This is a genomic window from Aquisalimonas sp. 2447, assembly GCF_012044895.1.
Taxonomy (GTDB): domain Bacteria; phylum Pseudomonadota; class Gammaproteobacteria; order Nitrococcales; family Aquisalimonadaceae; genus Aquisalimonas.
Map to the genome: position 1 here is coordinate 110,819 of NZ_CP050695.1, position 15,505 is coordinate 126,323.

General features: G+C 67.0%; 15 protein-coding genes and 1 riboswitch. Of the genes, 5 read left to right on the forward strand and 10 right to left on the reverse strand.

Translation table 11 applies throughout. The features are described 5' to 3' along the window. Positions 1-137 precede the first annotated feature (137 nt). The 4 genes from KU884_RS00490 to KU884_RS00505 form a co-directional block, all read right to left on the reverse strand. On the reverse strand, positions 138-563 hold the full coding sequence (locus KU884_RS00490; RefSeq protein WP_167780789.1) for an OsmC family protein: 426 nt from the start codon (positions 561-563) through the stop codon (positions 138-140). A gap of 150 nt (positions 564-713) precedes the next feature. Next, positions 714-1,130 carry an Hsp20/alpha crystallin family protein gene (locus tag KU884_RS00495; protein ID WP_217351396.1) on the reverse strand — a complete coding sequence of 139 codons (417 nt, stop codon included), beginning with the start codon at positions 1,128-1,130 and terminating at the stop codon, positions 714-716. A 20-nt stretch (positions 1,131-1,150) separates the two neighbouring features. Further along, a complete protein-coding gene (locus KU884_RS00500; protein WP_167780790.1) occupies positions 1,151-1,603 on the reverse strand; it encodes an Hsp20/alpha crystallin family protein in 453 nt (150 codons plus the stop codon). A 204-nt stretch (positions 1,604-1,807) separates the two neighbouring features. Further along, positions 1,808-3,838: a winged helix-turn-helix domain-containing protein gene (locus tag KU884_RS00505; RefSeq protein WP_167780791.1), complete on the reverse strand. Its 2,031-nt coding sequence runs from the start codon at positions 3,836-3,838 to the stop codon at positions 1,808-1,810. Between the two features lie 323 nt (positions 3,839-4,161). Between KU884_RS00505 and KU884_RS00510 the strand changes: the two genes are divergently transcribed. Then, the gene (locus tag KU884_RS00510) at positions 4,162-4,737 is read left to right on the forward strand and encodes an outer membrane beta-barrel protein (RefSeq protein WP_167780792.1); all 576 of its coding nucleotides are present in this window, start codon (positions 4,162-4,164) and stop codon (positions 4,735-4,737) included. A gap of 106 nt (positions 4,738-4,843) precedes the next feature. Here the strand turns inward: KU884_RS00510 and betA are convergent, their stop codons facing one another. From betA to betI, 3 genes are read right to left on the reverse strand one after another with little or no spacing between them, the layout of a single operon-like run. Next, positions 4,844-6,559 (reverse strand): choline dehydrogenase, encoded by a 1,716-nt coding sequence (gene betA / locus KU884_RS00515; protein ID WP_254432128.1) that lies wholly within the window; start codon positions 6,557-6,559, stop codon positions 4,844-4,846. A 47-nt stretch (positions 6,560-6,606) separates the two neighbouring features. Continuing rightward, positions 6,607-8,070 carry a betaine-aldehyde dehydrogenase gene (gene betB, locus KU884_RS00520; RefSeq protein ID WP_174813701.1) on the reverse strand — a complete coding sequence of 488 codons (1,464 nt, stop codon included), beginning with the start codon at positions 8,068-8,070 and terminating at the stop codon, positions 6,607-6,609. Next, a complete protein-coding gene (betI, locus tag KU884_RS00525; RefSeq protein ID WP_167780793.1) occupies positions 8,063-8,665 on the reverse strand; it encodes a transcriptional regulator BetI in 603 nt (200 codons plus the stop codon). The genes betB and betI overlap by 8 nt, the downstream gene beginning before the upstream one ends. Positions 8,666-8,873: 208 nt before the next feature. On the opposite strand from betI, the gene KU884_RS00530 reads away from it, so the two are divergent. Next, complete coding sequence (locus tag KU884_RS00530) at positions 8,874-9,821, forward strand: ABC transporter substrate-binding protein (RefSeq protein ID WP_167780794.1); 948 nt, start codon at positions 8,874-8,876, stop codon at positions 9,819-9,821. An 88-nt stretch (positions 9,822-9,909) separates the two neighbouring features. Beyond that, entirely contained in the window at positions 9,910-10,446 is a 537-nt protein-coding gene (cobU, locus tag KU884_RS00535; protein ID WP_167780795.1) for a bifunctional adenosylcobinamide kinase/adenosylcobinamide-phosphate guanylyltransferase, read from the forward strand. 295 nt (positions 10,447-10,741) lie between these two features. On the opposite strand, the gene cobS is transcribed toward cobU, so the two are convergent. The 3 genes from cobS to cobT are packed head-to-tail and all read right to left on the reverse strand — an operon-like array spanning position 10,742 to position 13,168. After that, positions 10,742-11,506, reverse strand: a complete 765-nt coding sequence (gene cobS, locus KU884_RS00540) for an adenosylcobinamide-GDP ribazoletransferase (RefSeq protein WP_167780796.1) — start codon at positions 11,504-11,506, stop codon at positions 10,742-10,744. Next, positions 11,506-12,126 carry a histidine phosphatase family protein gene (locus tag KU884_RS00545; protein WP_167780797.1) on the reverse strand — a complete coding sequence of 207 codons (621 nt, stop codon included), beginning with the start codon at positions 12,124-12,126 and terminating at the stop codon, positions 11,506-11,508. Before KU884_RS00545 ends, cobS begins: the two co-directional genes overlap by 1 nt. Next, positions 12,113-13,168 carry a nicotinate-nucleotide--dimethylbenzimidazole phosphoribosyltransferase gene (gene cobT, locus KU884_RS00550; protein ID WP_167780798.1) on the reverse strand — a complete coding sequence of 352 codons (1,056 nt, stop codon included), beginning with the start codon at positions 13,166-13,168 and terminating at the stop codon, positions 12,113-12,115. The genes KU884_RS00545 and cobT overlap by 14 nt, the downstream gene beginning before the upstream one ends. 119 nt (positions 13,169-13,287) lie before the next feature. On the opposite strand from cobT, the gene cbiB reads away from it, so the two are divergent. Then, entirely contained in the window at positions 13,288-14,220 is a 933-nt protein-coding gene (gene cbiB / locus KU884_RS00555; protein ID WP_167784058.1) for an adenosylcobinamide-phosphate synthase CbiB, read from the forward strand. Further along, complete coding sequence (cobD, locus tag KU884_RS00560) at positions 14,193-15,200, forward strand: threonine-phosphate decarboxylase CobD (protein WP_167780799.1); 1,008 nt, start codon at positions 14,193-14,195, stop codon at positions 15,198-15,200. Before cbiB ends, cobD begins: the two co-directional genes overlap by 28 nt. A gap of 62 nt (positions 15,201-15,262) precedes the next feature. After that, a riboswitch (cobalamin riboswitch) is annotated at positions 15,263-15,505 on the forward strand.

The window sequence follows — 15,505 nt, forward strand, 5'->3', positions numbered from 1 at the left end:
ACGTCGCTCCCACACGGCCTTGCGAGTCCCCCGTAGGGCGGACCTTCAGGTCCGCCAGCGCGGGTCATGACGGCCATCGTGGCCCGCATCTCGACCACGGCGGACCTGAAGGTCCGCCCTACGGCGCTACGGCGCGGTCACCCCTCCAGGGTTGCGTCCATGGTGATCTCCGCATTCAACAGCTTGGAGATCGGGCACCCCGCCTTGGCGTTGTTTGCCGCCGTGTCGAACGCCGCCTGATCGGCGCCCGGCACTTTGGCGGTCACTGTCAGATGCACCTTGGTCACGGCGAAGCCGTCGTCCACCTTGTCCAGGGTCACCTCTGCCTTTGTGCGGATGCTGTCTGGCGTGAGGCCGGCCGCCCCGAGTTGCCCGGACAGTGCCATGGAGAAACAACCCGCATGGGCCGCACCGATCAGCTCTTCGGGATTGCTGCCTTTCTCGTCTTCGAAGCGGGTGCCGAACCCGTACGCCACATCGACCACGGCGCCGCTCTCGGTGGACACAACGCCCTTGCCCTGTTTGAGATCACCCTTCCACTCCGCGTTTGCGCTGCGCTTCATGGTGCTTCCCTCCCGGGTCATGATTGTTCACTCGGCTCGCCGGCCGGGCCGTTGCCCGGCACGGCTTCACCCTACAGCGTAGACCGCCCTGAACAAAAAAGGGCCGCCCACCTCGCGGTGCGCGGCCCTTGTGTTGCGCGAGACACGCCGTCAGGCAGTCTGGATGTCGATCCGCCGCCGCCGGTGACTGTCCTGTTTCGGCAGCTTCACCGTCAGTACGCCGTCACGGATCGACGCCTCGGCATTGGTGGTGTCGATATCGTCGCCCAGGGTGAACCGGCGGGCGTACCGACTGGCGCGGACCTCGGCGAACATGGGCGTCACGTTCTCCGGCATGTCCACCGTGATGCGCCCCTCGATTTCGAGAACCTTGTTGCCGATCTCCACGTCCAGCGTGTCCTTGGTCACGCCGGGCATGTCGGCCACCAGGTACAGCGCGTCATCCTCCTCGTAGATCTCCACCGGCGGCACCAGGCTGCGCTCGGGCCGGCTGGCCTCGCTCTGCTGCAGTACCTGGTCCTGCTGCCGCTCCATTTCCCGGTTGCGTGCAGTCTGCATCTCCGTCATGGCTATCACCTCCCCTGTTCTCAAGCCGCCTTGATCTCGATCCGGCGCGGACGCTGCTCGGCTGCCTTCTCCAGCCGGATGTTCAGCACACCGTCCTGCATGTGCGCCTGGACCTTGTCGGCGTCCACTCCCTCGGGCAGCCGGATGGCGCGATTGAACTCGCCAGTGAACCGCTCGCGCCGGTAGTAGGTCCGCCCCTGCTCGTCGTCCGCCGGCCACTGCCGCTTGCCGCTGATGAGCAGGGTGTTGTTCTCGATGCTCAGCTCCAGGTCATCCTTGCTCAGACCGGGCGCGAAGACATAGACGTTCACGGCGTCTTCCGTCTCGCCCACGTTCACGTAGGGAAACGCCCCACGCGGTGCCGAGCGCAGATCGCTGGAGCCGAAGTCACCGAACGCCTCGTCCATCAGCCGCAGCGCACGGCTCAGCTCGTTGAATACGGGAACATCGAAACGTGCCAGATCACCGAACATGACCCATCACCTCCTTGAGTAACCGACCCTTGGGTGAAACCGTGTTCCACCGGGCCGGCTGGCGGCTCGAAGGAGACCGCCCAGCCGTTCCGGGGCACTAGTTCAGATGGGGTTTCGGGCGCGTGGTTTCAAGGGGGTTACGCCAACGAATCCGCCTTTGATCAGTCAGTTGGCGTTTCGGGACACCCGGCACGGGGCGGTGCGTCAGTGGTGGTAGTTGCCGGCGGGCTGTTTCAACGCCTGGCCGCTGTACAGGAGCTTCCGGGTCTGTGGCGACGGGGTGCGCCCTGCGTGCTCCTCAAGCGCGGCCCGGCACCGGTCCCAGGCGGTTTCCGCCGCGCTGGCGGCGCCGGTATGGCCGTAGTGGCGGATCAGGGCCTGCCACGCGGGTTCGTTCTCCGGCACCAGATTGACCAGTGTCTCGAGCCAGTGACTGACGGTGCCCGAGGGGAACTCACCGGTATCGGCCGCATCCAGGATGCGTGCCGCCACCCTGTGGCGCAGGCTGTCGGCGGGCAGGAACCGGTGCAGTTCTTCACTCGGCGCCGTGCACAGGCTCTGCGCCAGGTGCAGCAGGGTGCGAACCTCGTCCTGCTCTAGCGTGGGTTGTTCCATCAGCCGCAGCAGGCGCCAGTAGTCCACCTGGCAAAGGCCGTTATCCAGGGCCACGAGGCCCGGACGGGTCATGATCAACGGCTCACTGCCAAGCTGCTTGCGCAGCCGGTGGATTGCGGTGTCCAGCGTCTGCTGGGCGCGATCGCCTTCGCTGTCCGGCCACAGGCGGTCAGCCAGGGCCTCACGGCTGATCCAGGAGCGCCCGTCGCCGAGGCAGGCGAGGGCCAGGAGGAGGTCCTGCATGCGCGGGCCAAGCTGCACTGGGTGGCCGTCCAGGAGAATGCGCGGTGCGCCGAGGACATCGATCTGCAGCGGCCAGTACCAGCCGTTGATCTCGGCGGAACGCTCCTCCGGTGGGCGCAGGCGGCGCAGGCGAATGAGCATCTGCACGTACTCCGGCTCGATACCGGCATCCAGGGCGTGGGCGCATAGCTCGGCCATGATGTCCCGCCGCCACCAGGGGTAGTTCACGTAATGCTCGGCGCTGCCGACTTCCAGCGCATGGCGCAGCGCCTTGAGTCCGCGGCGGTGCATGCCGAGCTTGAACGCCACCTGGGCCTGGAGCAGGCCGCGCATGAACTGTACGGGCTTCGACGAGCGCATGCGGCGTCCGACCCGTCGCGCCTGCGCGATGTGGTAGAGGCCGCTGGGCAGCCGGCCGGCGTCCAGATGAAGCTGACCCAGGCCCATATGCGTCACCGCCTGGGGGAAGATGGCACCGGACTGTACTGCCAGTCGTACGGATTCCGCTGCATGATGTTCGGCGCGTGGCGGTCGTTTCTCCAGTGCGTGCAGCCAGGCCTGCACATAGTGGTACCCGGAGCGATCAAGCAGGTATTCAGGCGGTGCAGCAGCACCCATGGTATCGAGCCACTGCCTTCCCTCCTCGGCGTTGCCGCGGCTCAGCGCGAGCATCGCGGCCTGCATGCACAGGTGCGAGTCCCAGGAGTGGACGCCGCTGTCGCGGGCCAGGTCCATGCCCAGCTGGATCTCCTCCTGACACTTGTCGTAGTCCAGGAACAGCCGGCGGATCATGGCGCTCACTGAGTGGCAGAGCAGGCGCGCGCGGATATCGTCCGTGCGGTCCCGCAGTGCCATCATACGACTGGAGAGCCCGTCAGCAGCGGTCAGACGGCCGCACCAGATGCGATGCAGCAGGAGATGGTTGGCGGCATTGAGGCGGAGGTAGGCTGGGCCTTCGTTCTCGAAGGCCTCTTCGCAGCTTTCGGCGAACATGGCCATGCGGGGGTGGTCCGGCTGTCGGAATACCAGAGCACCGAAAAAGCTGGAATCGATTTCCAGTTCCACCGAACGGGGGGCCCGGAGTGCGTGCCTGTGCTCATCGAAGAATCGCAACAGCGGATCGAGCCTGTCGAACCGGGACAGCGTGTGAATGCGTCCGTTGACTGCCAGCACCAGGGCCAGCCAAGGGGCTAGATCGTCCCTATCCGCCAGTTCCGGTAACAGCCTTTCTGCCTCGGCGGCTGCCTCACAGGGAGAAGCCCAGTAGGTCGCCTGCGCGGACAGCAGCTGATTCGTGGCCCGGGTTGCCGGCCCCGTGAGTTGCCACTCGCCCGGGAGCGCGTATGCCGCGGTTGCGTGCGCCTGATTGGAAGCCAAGGGTAACTCCTGTGGGCTTGGTTCCAGCGACGAGAACAAGGGGGATTTCACCGATCCAACGTTCGTTAGGGTCAGCCCAGAGTCTGAAAGTGCCGTCCCCGCGCGGCCGGGTCAAGTCACTCTGTAAGGTGAATGTAAGGTGAATGAGGGTATTTTGTGACTCGCCTCTCGTTTTCGGAGGTCGGAGTGGTGATTCGCTCGGCTTTTGCCATAGGGCTGAATTATTGTGCATGACCGGGCAGGCGTTGGCGCGATTGATGCATTTCCCCACTGCGATTGCCCGAAGGATAACGCTAAACAACGAAACGACCAGGAGTTCGAGAATGATGAAGAAGAGTCTGAGCGCGTTGGCGCTCGCGGGAATGATGGTGCCGGGTTTCGCAGGCGCACAGGGCCTGAGCTACAACTACGTAGAGGGTGGCCTGGCGCTTTATCCGAGCGCGGACAATAACCAGGACTTCGTGGGCCTGGATGCCAACGGGCGTTTCGCTGTTACCGAGGACGTCTTCGTTCTGGGTGGGTTCCAGTATCTTACGGACGACATTGACTATACCTCCTTCCACGTGGGGGGTGGTTACCGGTTCGCGATTGATCCCAGTACCGACCTCTGGGGGGGGCTGACGATCGAATATCAGGAGTTTGACTGGCCTGGCAGCCAGGGTTTGGGCGGAGGCTCCTTTGATGACACGAGCCTCGGTGTTCGGGGTGGCGTCCGTCATCGCCTGAACCAGGACCTGGAACTGAGCGGTGAACTGCGCCTGGTGACCGGAGATCTGGACTACGTCGGTTTCCGTGGCTCTGTTCAGTACTTCCTGCGGCAGGATCTGGGTCTGGTCGGTTCGGTGGACGTCTTTGACGGTAATCTTGGCCTGATCGGCGGCGCCCGGTTCTCGTTCTGAACTCGGAAACCCCGTCCGAAATGCGGACGGGGGTGCATTCTCCTCGAAAACCTCTGCCGGTCCGGCTCTGACGTCGGCCCGGCAGCCCCCTACTGCATGGCGGGATTCAGTCCACCGGGCGCTCAGGTGTCCCTTCGCGTTGTTTGGTCTGCCAGTCCGCGGGCTGGTACCAGGGCTGGTCCTCCACCAGCGGCTCGCGGCCGCGTACGGCATCCGCGATCTTTTCAGCGATCATGATGGTGGGTGCATTGAGGTTGCCGCTGGCGATGCGCGGCATGATGGAGGCGTCCACTACCCGCAGTCCGTCCACGCCGAACACCCGCCCCTGGCTGTCCACCACTGCCTCGGGGTCGTCCGCGGTGCCCATGCGGCAGGTACAGGAGGGGTGGTAGGCGCTTTCGCCATGCTGGCGCACGAAGGCGTCCAGCTCCGCGTCCGTGGTGACCTCCGGCCCCGGCGACAACTCCTCCTCGCGGAACGCGTCCATGGGCGCCTGAGCCATGATCTCCCGGGTCAGGCGGATGCTCTGGCGCATCTCGTAACGGTCGCGCTCGGTGCTCATGTAGTTGAACAGGATGCGTGGTGCTTCGTGCGGATCGGCGCTCTTCAGCGTCACCGAGCCGCGGCTCTCCGGGCGCATGGGACCCACGTGCGCCTGGAACCCGTGGCGGTCCTGGGTGGTGGCACCGTCATAGGTGATCGCCATGGGCAGGAAGTGGTACTGGAGGTTCGGCTGCTCCACCCCGGCATCGCTGCGGATGAAACCACCGGATTCGAAATGGTTGGTGGCGCCCAGCCCGGTGCGCTTGATCAGCCACTCTGCACCGATCATGGCCTTGTTCCAAGGCTTCATGGCGCTGTAGAGGCTGATGGGCTTGCTGCAGCCGTACTGGACGTAGATTTCCAGGTGGTCCTGCAGATTCCGGCCCACGCCGGGGCGGTCGGCGACCACCTCGATGCCGTGCTCGCGCAGGTGGTCCGCCGGGCCGATGCCGGAGAGCATCAGCGTCTGCGGCGAATTGACAGCGCCGGCGCACAGCAGGACCTCCCGCTCGGCGTGGATGTTGCCACTCTGACCGTTCTGCTCTGCCACCACGCCGATGGCCCGCTCGCCAGCCATGATAACGCGGCGGGTGAAGGTGCGCGTGCGGACGGTAAGGTTGGGGCGCTTTATGACCGGCCGCAGGTAGCCGTTGGCCGTGCTCCAGCGCCAGCCGTCCTTGGTGGTCTGGAACATGGGGCCGAAGCCTTCCTGCTGGTAGCCGTTCATGTCCTCGGTGTGCGGGTAGCCCGCCGCCACGCCTGCCTCGACGAAGGCCCCGTACAGGGGATTCTTCATGGCCCCGGTGGTGACGTGCAGCGGCCCGCCGGCGCCGTGGTAGGCGTTCTCGCCCTGGTCGAAATCCTCGGCCTTGCGGAAGTAGGGCAGGCAGTGCTTGTACTGCCAGCCATCCAGACCGAAGTCCTTCGCCCAGTTCTCGTAGTCCAGCGCGTGGCCGCGCACATATGCCATGCCGTTGATGGAGCTGGAACCGCCCAGTACCCGGCCGCGCGGGCAGTACATGGCGCGGTTGTCCATGTGCGGGTCGGGCTCGGCATGGTAGTACCAGTTGTACTTGTCGTTCGCCAGCGGGTGGGCGAAGGCCGAGGGCATGTGGATGAACAGGCTGCGGTCCATCGGCCCGGCCTCCAGCAGCAGCACGGAGGTGTCGGGATCCTCGGTGAGCCGGTTGGCAAGCACGGCGCCGGCAGAGCCCGCGCCGACGATGATGTAATCGAACCGCTCTTCGCTGGCCATTGAAGTCTGCTCCGCTTTGTCCATTCGCACCTGTCCGCCGCCTGCCGGGCGCGGACAGATGCCGGATTCACTCAGTAGGGGGCGTCCACGGCGCCGGAGGCCACGAACACGCTTTTCAGCCGTGTGTAGTGGGTCAGGGCGTGACGGCTGTTCTCGCGGCCGATGCCGGACTGCTTCACGCCGCCGAAGGGCATCTCGATGGGTGTGAGGTTGTAGTGGTTGATCCAGCAGGTCCCGGCATCCAGCGCCGCCACCACTCGGTGGGCGCGGTTGAGGTCGCGGGTGAACACCCCGGCGGCCAGACCGTAGTCCGTGGCATTGGCGCGGCGGACCACGTCGTCCTCGTCGCGGAACGGCAGCACCGACATTACCGGGCCGAAGATCTCCTCGCGGACGATGGCCATGTCGTCGCGGCAGTCGGCGAAGATGGTGGGGGCGATGAAACAGCCCTCTTCGCAGCCGGGCACCTGGACGCGTTCGCCGCCGGTGACGAGCCGGGCCCCCTCGGCCTTGCCGCGCTCGATATAGGTCAGTACCTGTTCGCCGTGTTCCGGCGAGATCATTGCTCCCACGTCGGTGGCGGGATCCTTCGGATCACCGACGCGCAGCTTCTCGGTGCGCCCCTTGAGGCGCTTCAGGAACTCGTCCATCACGCTCTCGTGAACGAACACCCGAGTGCCATTGGTGCAGATCTCGCCCTGGGTGTAGAAGTTGCCCAGCAGCGCACCGGAGACGGCGTCGTCAAGGCTGGCGTCGTCCCAGACGATCAGCGGGGACTTGCCACCGAGTTCCATGGTGACGGCCTTGAGGGTGTCAGCGGCATCCCGCATCACCGCCTTGCCGGTACCCACCTCGCCGGTGAGGGAGACCTTGGCGATCCCGGGGTGGCGCACCAGCGCCTGGCCGGTCTCGGCAAAGCCGTGCACGACGTTGAAGACGCCGTCCGGTAGCCCGGCTTCGCGGAATAGCTCCGCCAAACGCATGGCGGACAGCGGGGTGAGCTCGGCGGGTTTGAAGATCATGGCGTTGCCGGCGGCGAGCGCAGGCGCGGACTTCCAGCAGGCGATCTGCAGCGGATAGTTCCAAGCGCCGATGCCGGCGCATACGCCCAGCGGTTCCGGGCGGGTGTAGAAGAAGCCGCCGTCCACCTCCTGGTACTCGCCCTGCAGCGAGGCGGCCTGACCGGCGAAGTATTCCAGGCAGTCGGCACCGGAGTCCACGTCCGCCTCGGGGGTCTCGGCAATGGGTTTGCCACCGTCCAGGCATTCCAGCTCCGCAAGCTCCTGGCGATGGCTACGCAGCAGCTCCGCCGTGCGCTGGAGCACCCGCCCGCGGGCGACACCGCTCATGGCGGCCCACTGGCGCTGCCCTTCGCGGGCGGCAGTCACGGCGCGGTCCACATCGGCGGGCCCGGCCAGGGCGACCTGTGCCAGCACGGCGCCGGTGGCAGGATTGCGCGTGGCGAAGCGTTCGCCGCCGTCGGCGTCCACCGCGGCGCCATTGATCCACAGAAGCCGATCGGTCAGTTCAGGCATCCATTATCTCCAGTTCCCGTGCCCGTAATTGTGTTTCCAAATAGTCCCGGGCCATGGCGCGTGCCTCGGCGACGTTGAGTCGGCCGGTGCGCATCATCGCGCGTAACCACAGCCCGTCGATCATCACCCCCAGCCCGGAGGCGATCTCGACGGCATCCTCTTCAGGTACCAGTTGGCGCAGGCTGTACAGCAGATTGCTCTCCAGCCGGTTGGTCACCACCCGCTGCACCCGTGCCAGCTCCGGGCGGTGGTTGACCTGGCCCCAGAACGCCAGCCATGCGCTGACCACCGCCGGGCTGGACTGTGACTCGGCGAAGTTGGCGTCGATCACGGCCAGCAGGCGGGAGCGCGGATCAGCCGCGACGCGCAGGCGGTCGCGGAATTCCATCCCCAGCGCCCGGGCCAGATGCCGGAACGTGGCGTGGAGGAGACCCGCCTTATCACCGAAATAGTGCGCCACCAGGCCGGGCGATGTGCCGGCGCGCTTGGCCACGCGCGACAGTGTGGTTCCGTGGAGGCCTTCCTCATGGATGATCTCCACGGTGGCTTCAATGAACTGCAACTGTCGAATCGGCTCCATCCCCCGCTTGGGCATGCCTGGTTTCCTCCCTTGCTGCTTCGCTGGCGAAGCCTGCGTGCCGCCGGCCTGCCTGGCCCGTGATTCTGATTATTCAGTTTATTTGATGTTGATTGATTATTCAATTAAAGTTGATCTCAGCGTCGGGCGGCACTCAGCGCCCACGTGCCTTGATAGTCAATTACACACGCGCCTGATTCGGCAGCGATTGTGCGGAGGTAACAACATGAAATACGGACTGATTGGAGCGGTGACTGCCACGGCGCTCGGCATGGCAACAGCGACGGCCCATGCGGGCGACCCTTCCGAATGTCGTGAAGTTGGTTTCTCCAACGTCAGCTGGACCGGTGTCACGGTGAAAACCGAAACCGTCGCCTGGATGCTCGAAGAGCTGGGCTATGAGACCGAAGTGACCACGGCATCGGTGCAGATCGCCTTCCAGGCGGTGGCCAGTGGCGAGCGCGACGCGTTCTTCGGTCTCTGGTTGCCCACCCAGCGCAGCATGATCGAGCCTCATTTTGAACGTGGCGACGTGGAGAAAGTGGTTGCCAACCTGGAAGGCGCCAAGTACACGCTGGCGGTACCGCAGTATGTCTACGATGCCGGCGTCACCCATTTCGAGGATCTCAACGAGCACGCCGACAAGTTCGAGAGCCGTTTCTACGGCATCGAGGCCGGCAACGACGGCAACGAGATAATCCTCGACATGATCGACGACGATGCCTACAGCCTTGGTGGCTGGGATCTGATGGAATCCTCCGAGGCGGGGATGCTCTCGCAGGTGGATCGGGCCATCGATCGCGAGGAATGGGTGGTGTACCTGGGCTGGGCCCCGCACCCCATGAACACCAACTTCGACATGGCCTACCTGCACGGCGGTGAGGACTACTTTGGCCCCGACCAGGGCGGCGCCACGGTGTACACCCTGGCCACCACCGGCTACGTGGACAAGTGCCCGAACGTCGGTCGCCTGCTGGAGCAGTTCACGCTCAGCGTGGAAGAGCAGAGCATCGGCCAGTCCTACGTCACTGACGACGATATGGATTACGCCGAGGCCGGTCGTGCGCTGATCCAGGATCATCCCGAACTGCTGGAGCGCTGGCTGGACGGTGTGACCACCTACGACGGCGAGCGCGAAGCCCTGGCGGTGATCCGCGAGTCGCTGGACCTGTAACGACTCCGGCTGAAAATCGGTGTTAGGAAAAGCCCGGCCCTTGCGCCGGGCTTTCTTTTTCCGGCCGACCCACCCTATGCTCCCTGACATGAACAAGATCCTGGTCCTTGGAGGAATTCGCTCGGGCAAGAGCGGCCTGGCGGAGCGGTTAGCGGCACTCTCCCCGCCAGTGTGCTACGTGGCGACGGCCTCTCCCGGGGATGCGGAAATGGCGGAACGGATCCGTCGGCATCGGGAACAACGCCCTGCGGAGTGGGATCTGGTGGAGGAGCCGGTCGCCCTGGGCGCCGTCATGGCCGCCCGCGCCAGCCAGGCGCCGACGCTTCTGGTGGATTGCATGAGCCTGTGGCTGGGCCAGCTCCTTGCGGCGGGAGACGATGCCGCGTTCCAGCGCGAGCGCCACGCCTTCGTGGACGCGGTCACCGCCTACCCCGGCGGTGTCGTCATCGTCAGCAATGAGGTGGGCCTGGGCACCATCGGCATGGACGCCCTGACCCGCCGCTTCGCCGACGAGCTGGGCTGGCTCAACCAGGATCTCGCCCAACGCTGCGACACCGTCGTCCTCACCGTCGCCGGCCTGCCGCAGGTGCTGAAGGGTGAACTGCCTGAAGAGGCCTGCCGCTGATCGCGGCTTACGCCGCTCCTACGCGGGCGGTGGCCGCCATCACGCCGTAGGAGCCGCGCAAGCCGCGACAACCAACGGCGAGGCATCAATCGGTGGATGGCATCGGGTGTCGCGGTGCATCAAGATGCACCCTACGTTTGCCATGGCCCGGTACCTTCCAACGGCCCCGCGTAGAGTGCATCTTGATGCACCGCGAACAATACCGGACGGCCTTCTTACGCCCCTGCGGCCCTCTCCGGCGCCATCGCCGCCACCGGATCCCGTGGGGCGGACCTTCGGGTCCGCCGTCCCGACCTCACCCGCCGCCGGCGCCCGCGAGCACCATTACTGCCGCCACCAGCACCGCCGTCTCCACCGTCTCCAGCAGCGCCCCGGCGGTGTCGCCGGTGAAGCCGCCCAGGACCCGCCGCATCAGCCGCACACCCAGGGCAAACACGGCCATGGCCGTGACCAGCATCACCACGCCGGCCCATCCGCCGAGGGCGAGCGTGACAACGGCGCTGCCGCCGGCGGTGACGGCCAGCGCGCTGCCGGCCAGGTGTCGTGCCCCGGACTCGCCCAGCCCGCCGGCCCGGACGTAGGGCAGCACGGGGAACAGCAGGGCACAGGCCGCGCGGCCGAGCAGCGGCGCGCTCAGCAGTCCGATCCACCCGTGCTGGACCTCCAGCAGCACGGCCACGGCCGCGACCTTGGCCAGCAGGGCCAGCACCAGCACTACCACGCCGGCGGGACCACAGGTGGGGTCCTTCATGATGGCCAGGGTGCGCTCCCGGTCCCCGTGGCCGCCGAGCCAGGCATCCGCGGTGTCCGCCAGGCCGTCCAGGTGCAGCGCCCCGGTCAGCGCTGCCAGAACGGAAACGATCACGACAGCGGCTGGCAGCGCTGGCAGCCCCAGCCAGGTCGCCGTGGCCCCGAGCATGGCCAGGAGGAAACCGATGCCCAGGCCCACCAGCGGATAGGCGGCGACGGCCATTCCCTGGTCTCGGGCATCCAGTTCAGCCGGCAGCCGCACCGGGATTCGGGTCAGGAAGGCGATGGCCAGGAGCAGGCCGCGCCACATCAGCCCTGCGCTCCGTGGGCGATGAGGCAGCTCAGCAGCCCGTGCTCGGTGTGGTCCATGCGGATGCGGCTGCGGCAGGCGTAGGGCACGTTGAGCCCGGCCATGAGGCGTGTCGGCGGCACTTCGAGCACGCAGGCGACAATCATGCGAATCACGCCGCCGTGGCCCACTACGAGCACGTGCTGACCGCGGATGGCCTCACGCCAGTGATGCCAGCCTGCTTCCACCCGCTGGTGGAACGCACTCAGGCTCTCGCCCCCGGGTGGCGGGTAACGGTCGCCGTCGGACCAGAACGCGGCCAGCCGGTCGCCGTCGCGGGCCAGAATCTCCTCGGTCTTCATGCCTTCCCACTCGCCGAAGGAGATCTCCTTGAACGCAGGCTCCACGTGCAGCGGGATGTCGCGCTCCAGCGCCAGCGCTTCCGCGAACGCGTGACAGCGCTGCAGGGGCGACGTCACGATGGCTTCCCAGCCGGCCTCACGGGCGACGGCGGCGCGCATCTGCTCCCAGCCCGTGGAACTCAGTGGGTCGTCCAGGTGGCCGCGGTACCGCTGCCCGCCCTCCGGCGCACCATGGCGCAGCAGATCCACCCAGGTGGAGCGGGAGTCACTCCTCGGCATCACTGACACCTGCGTCCTCGAAGGTGGCCATATCCCGCTGGATTGCACAGGCGGACCGCAGCAGTGGCACCGCCACGGCGGCCCCGCTGCCCTCGCCCAGCCGCATGCCCAGATCCAGCAAGGGCGTGCTTTCCAGCGCCTGGAGTATGGTGTCGTGCCCGGCTTCCCGGGAGCGGTGGGCGAAGTGCAGCCACGCCGCCACCCCCGGGCTGTGCTGTACCGCAACCAGTGCCGCCACTGAGACGATGAACCCGTCCACGAGCACCGGCAGCCGCCGCGCTGCGGCTCCGCGAATCGCTGCGGCGATGGCGGCGATCTCCAGGCCGCCCAGCGAGCCCAGCACGGCCAGGGGCGAACAATCGTTGCCGTGGCGCGCCAGCCCGGCGGCCACCGCATCGCGCTTGCGGGTCAGCCCGGCGTCATCCACGCCGGTTCCCCGGCCAGTCAGTACGCCGGGCGGCATGTTGAGGAGCATGCACGCCACCGCGGCTGCACTGGTGGTGTTGCCGATACCCATGTCGCCGGCGATGAACAGCTCCGCGCCCGCCTCCGCGGCCCTGGCGGCCGCTGCATCGCCCACGGCCAGGGCGGCGTCGCGCTCGTCAGCCGTCATGGCCGGTTCCCGGGTCAGGTTGCGGGTGCCTGCCATGATGGTGGCATCGCGCACGCCCTCCAGGGGCGGCAGTGGCTCCGCTGTGCCGAGGTTCACCACTTCCATGTTTGCGTCGAGCTGGCGAGAGAGCACGCTGATGGCGGCTCCGCCGGCAGCGAAGTTGCGAACCATCTGCCCGGTTACCGCCTGCGGAAAGGCGGAGACGCCTTCGGCGCAGACGCCGTGATCACCAGCGAATATGGTGATATAGACGCGCTCCACCGAGGGTGTGGCCAACGCCTGTTGTCCGGCCAGGCGGATCGCTGCCTCCTCCAGGCGTCCCAGGGAGCCGGGGGGCTTGGTCAGACGCATCTGTCGTTGGCGGGCCGCGTCGGACGCCGACTCATCCGGTTCGGGGATGGGGGTGTCCCAAAGGTGGCCTGCGTTCATGGGTGCATTCCCGTTAAAAAAAGCGCGACCGATGTTCGGTCGCGGCCTCGTGGGTGTCAAGCAGGTTCCGGTCAAGCGTAGACTACCGGCTTTTCGCGAACTTGCGTGCCGCCGTTGCCATGTTGATCGCCCTGGTATGTATTGCTGCCGTGTTGCTGGACGCCGCGCTGGGAGAGCCCCGCCGAGGGCATCCGCTGGTGGCGTTCGGCAATCTGGTCGGGGGCGTGGAGCGGTGCCTGAATCATCCGGGCCGGGCCGCCGCGGGGCGTGGCGTGCTGGCGGCGCTGGTCCTGGTCGTGCCCCCAGTGGCGCTGGCGTGGGGTGTTATCGCGGTCGTCCCGTTGCCACTGGTCCTGCTGTTGGAGGCCCTGGTGCTCTATCTGGCGCTGGGCCTGCGCAGTCTCACGGAACATGCGCGGGCGGTGGCAGCACCCCTTTCAGCGGGTGATCTGACGGGGGCGCGCACCGCGGTGGGCGCCCTGGTCAGTCGCGATACCGGGCAACTGGAGGACAGCGGCGTCGCCGTCGCCACCGTGGAGTCGGTGCTGGAAAATGGCGCCGACGCTGTGTTCGCCAGTCTGTTCTGGTTCATCGTGGCGGGGGTGCCCGGGGTGATCCTGCACCGGCTGGTGAATACCCTGGACGCCATGTGGGGTTACCGCACGGCGCGGTATCATCGTTTCGGCTGGTTTGTCGCCCGTCTGGATGACGTTCTGAACTGGATCCCCGCTCGCCTGACCGCGCTGAGTTACGCGCTGGTGGGGCAGACAGCCTCCGCGTGGCGTTGCTGGCGCAGCCAGGCGGCGGCGTGGGACAGCCCCAACGCCGGCCCGGTGATGGCTGCCGGCGCCGGCGCCCTCGGCGTGACCCTGGGGGGCGATGCGCCCTATCACGGGGGGTGGAAAAAGCGGCCACGACTCGGCACCGGTCCGGCGCCCGCCGCCGACGCCATCGCCGCTGCCATTCGCCTGGTCCGCCGCGCCGTCATGCTGTGGCTTGTACTGATTGCTGTTGGAGGCGGCCTATGGGCCCTGACCACGGCGGGCGGTTGAATCGCGCCGCCCGGGACTACGACATCCCGGTGGGCGACTGGCTGGACCTGTCCACGGGCATCAATCCGCGTCCCTGGCCTGTGCCCGCGGTACCGACCGAAGTCTGGCAGCGGCTGCCGGAGGCGGACGACGGCCTCGACGCCGTTGCCCGCCGCTGGGCCGGCGCACCGCCGCATGCCGGCTGCCTGCCCGTCGCCGGTAGTCAGGCCGCCATTCAGGGCCTGCCGCGGCTGCGGCCCGCCTGCCGGGTTGGCGTGCCGCAGCCGGGTTATGCGGAGCATGCCTGGTGGTGGCAACAGGCGGGGCATACGGTGGTTCCCGTCGCCCACGATGCTGTGGACGGGCAGATCGCCGAACTGGATGCGCTGGTGTGGATCCATCCCAACAATCCCACCGGGCTGGCAGTTCCCGTGGACCGACTGCTGGCCTGGCATGCGACCCTCGCCGCCCGCGGGGGGTGGCTGGTGGTGGACGAGGCGTTTGTCGATCCGACCCCCGGGATCAGCCTTGCCCCCTGGGCCGACCGTGACGGACTCCTGGTGCTGCGCTCCCTGGGCAAGTTCTTCGGCCTTGCGGGACTGCGCGGCGGCCTGCTGCTCGCACCGCAGTCCGTCTGCCAGGCCCTCGACCAAGTGCTGGGCCCCTGGGCGGTCAGCCATCCCACCCGCTGGCTCATGGCCCGGTCCCTGGCCGACACCGTCTGGCAGACCCAGGCACGCCAATGGCTGGCCGACGCCGCCAGCGCGCTGGACACAACGCTCGGGCGCCATGGACTGCCCCCTGCCGGAGGCACCCCGCTGTTCCGCTACTGCCCGCATCCGCAGGCGGCGACCATCCACCACGAACTGGCCCAGCAGGGCATTCTCGTGCGGCTGTTTGAGCAGCCGTCTGCACTGCGCTTCGGTCTGCCTCCGGACTCCGCCACTCTGGAGCGCCTGGACCAAACGCTGGCACGAACCTGCCACGCTACCACCTCGTAGGGTGCATCTTGATGCACCGCAAAAACGGCCCTGCATTTGACTCGACACCACCCCCTTGCTAGCTTGCCTGTCTCCCAGCAGGTGTCCCTCGCCGTTTCCGAATGCGGCGTCGGGATGAAACGGGAAGCCGGTACCGGCCCGCCACCCAGGCATGCGGCCCCAGTCCGGCGCTGCCCCCGCAACGGTGTTTGAGTCAAAGGCGGCTACAAAGCCACTGTGCACGATGCACGGGAAGGCGGTCGCCCAGGGATGAACCCTCACCCCGCTCATCAGCCCGTAGACCGGCCTGCCGGGTATGCCGCGCG

Excerpts from the sequence above, each read along its gene's own strand:
- betA (WP_254432128.1), bottom strand. The coding sequence starts at position 6,559 with ATGGACAAAGCGGAGCAGACTTCAATGGCCAGCGAAGAGCGGTTCGAT.
- cbiB (WP_167784058.1), top strand. The coding sequence starts at position 13,288 with ATGTTGATCGCCCTGGTATGTATTGCTGCCGTGTTGCTGGACGCCGCG.
- cobS (WP_167780796.1), bottom strand. The coding sequence starts at position 11,506 with ATGTGGCGCGGCCTGCTCCTGGCCATCGCCTTCCTGACCCGAATCCCG.
- cobT (WP_167780798.1), bottom strand. The coding sequence starts at position 13,168 with ATGAACGCAGGCCACCTTTGGGACACCCCCATCCCCGAACCGGATGAG.
- KU884_RS00495 (WP_217351396.1), bottom strand. The coding sequence starts at position 1,130 with ATGACGGAGATGCAGACTGCACGCAACCGGGAAATGGAGCGGCAGCAG.
- betB (WP_174813701.1), bottom strand. The coding sequence starts at position 8,070 with ATGCCTGAACTGACCGATCGGCTTCTGTGGATCAATGGCGCCGCGGTG.
- cobU (WP_167780795.1), top strand. The coding sequence starts at position 9,910 with ATGAACAAGATCCTGGTCCTTGGAGGAATTCGCTCGGGCAAGAGCGGC.
- KU884_RS00490 (WP_167780789.1), bottom strand. The coding sequence starts at position 563 with ATGAAGCGCAGCGCAAACGCGGAGTGGAAGGGTGATCTCAAACAGGGC.
- KU884_RS00545 (WP_167780797.1), bottom strand. The coding sequence starts at position 12,126 with ATGCCGAGGAGTGACTCCCGCTCCACCTGGGTGGATCTGCTGCGCCAT.
- KU884_RS00510 (WP_167780792.1), top strand. The coding sequence starts at position 4,162 with ATGATGAAGAAGAGTCTGAGCGCGTTGGCGCTCGCGGGAATGATGGTG.
- KU884_RS00530 (WP_167780794.1), top strand. The coding sequence starts at position 8,874 with ATGAAATACGGACTGATTGGAGCGGTGACTGCCACGGCGCTCGGCATG.
- KU884_RS00500 (WP_167780790.1), bottom strand. The coding sequence starts at position 1,603 with ATGTTCGGTGATCTGGCACGTTTCGATGTTCCCGTATTCAACGAGCTG.
- betI (WP_167780793.1), bottom strand. The coding sequence starts at position 8,665 with ATGCCCAAGCGGGGGATGGAGCCGATTCGACAGTTGCAGTTCATTGAA.
- cobD (WP_167780799.1), top strand. The coding sequence starts at position 14,193 with ATGGGCCCTGACCACGGCGGGCGGTTGAATCGCGCCGCCCGGGACTAC.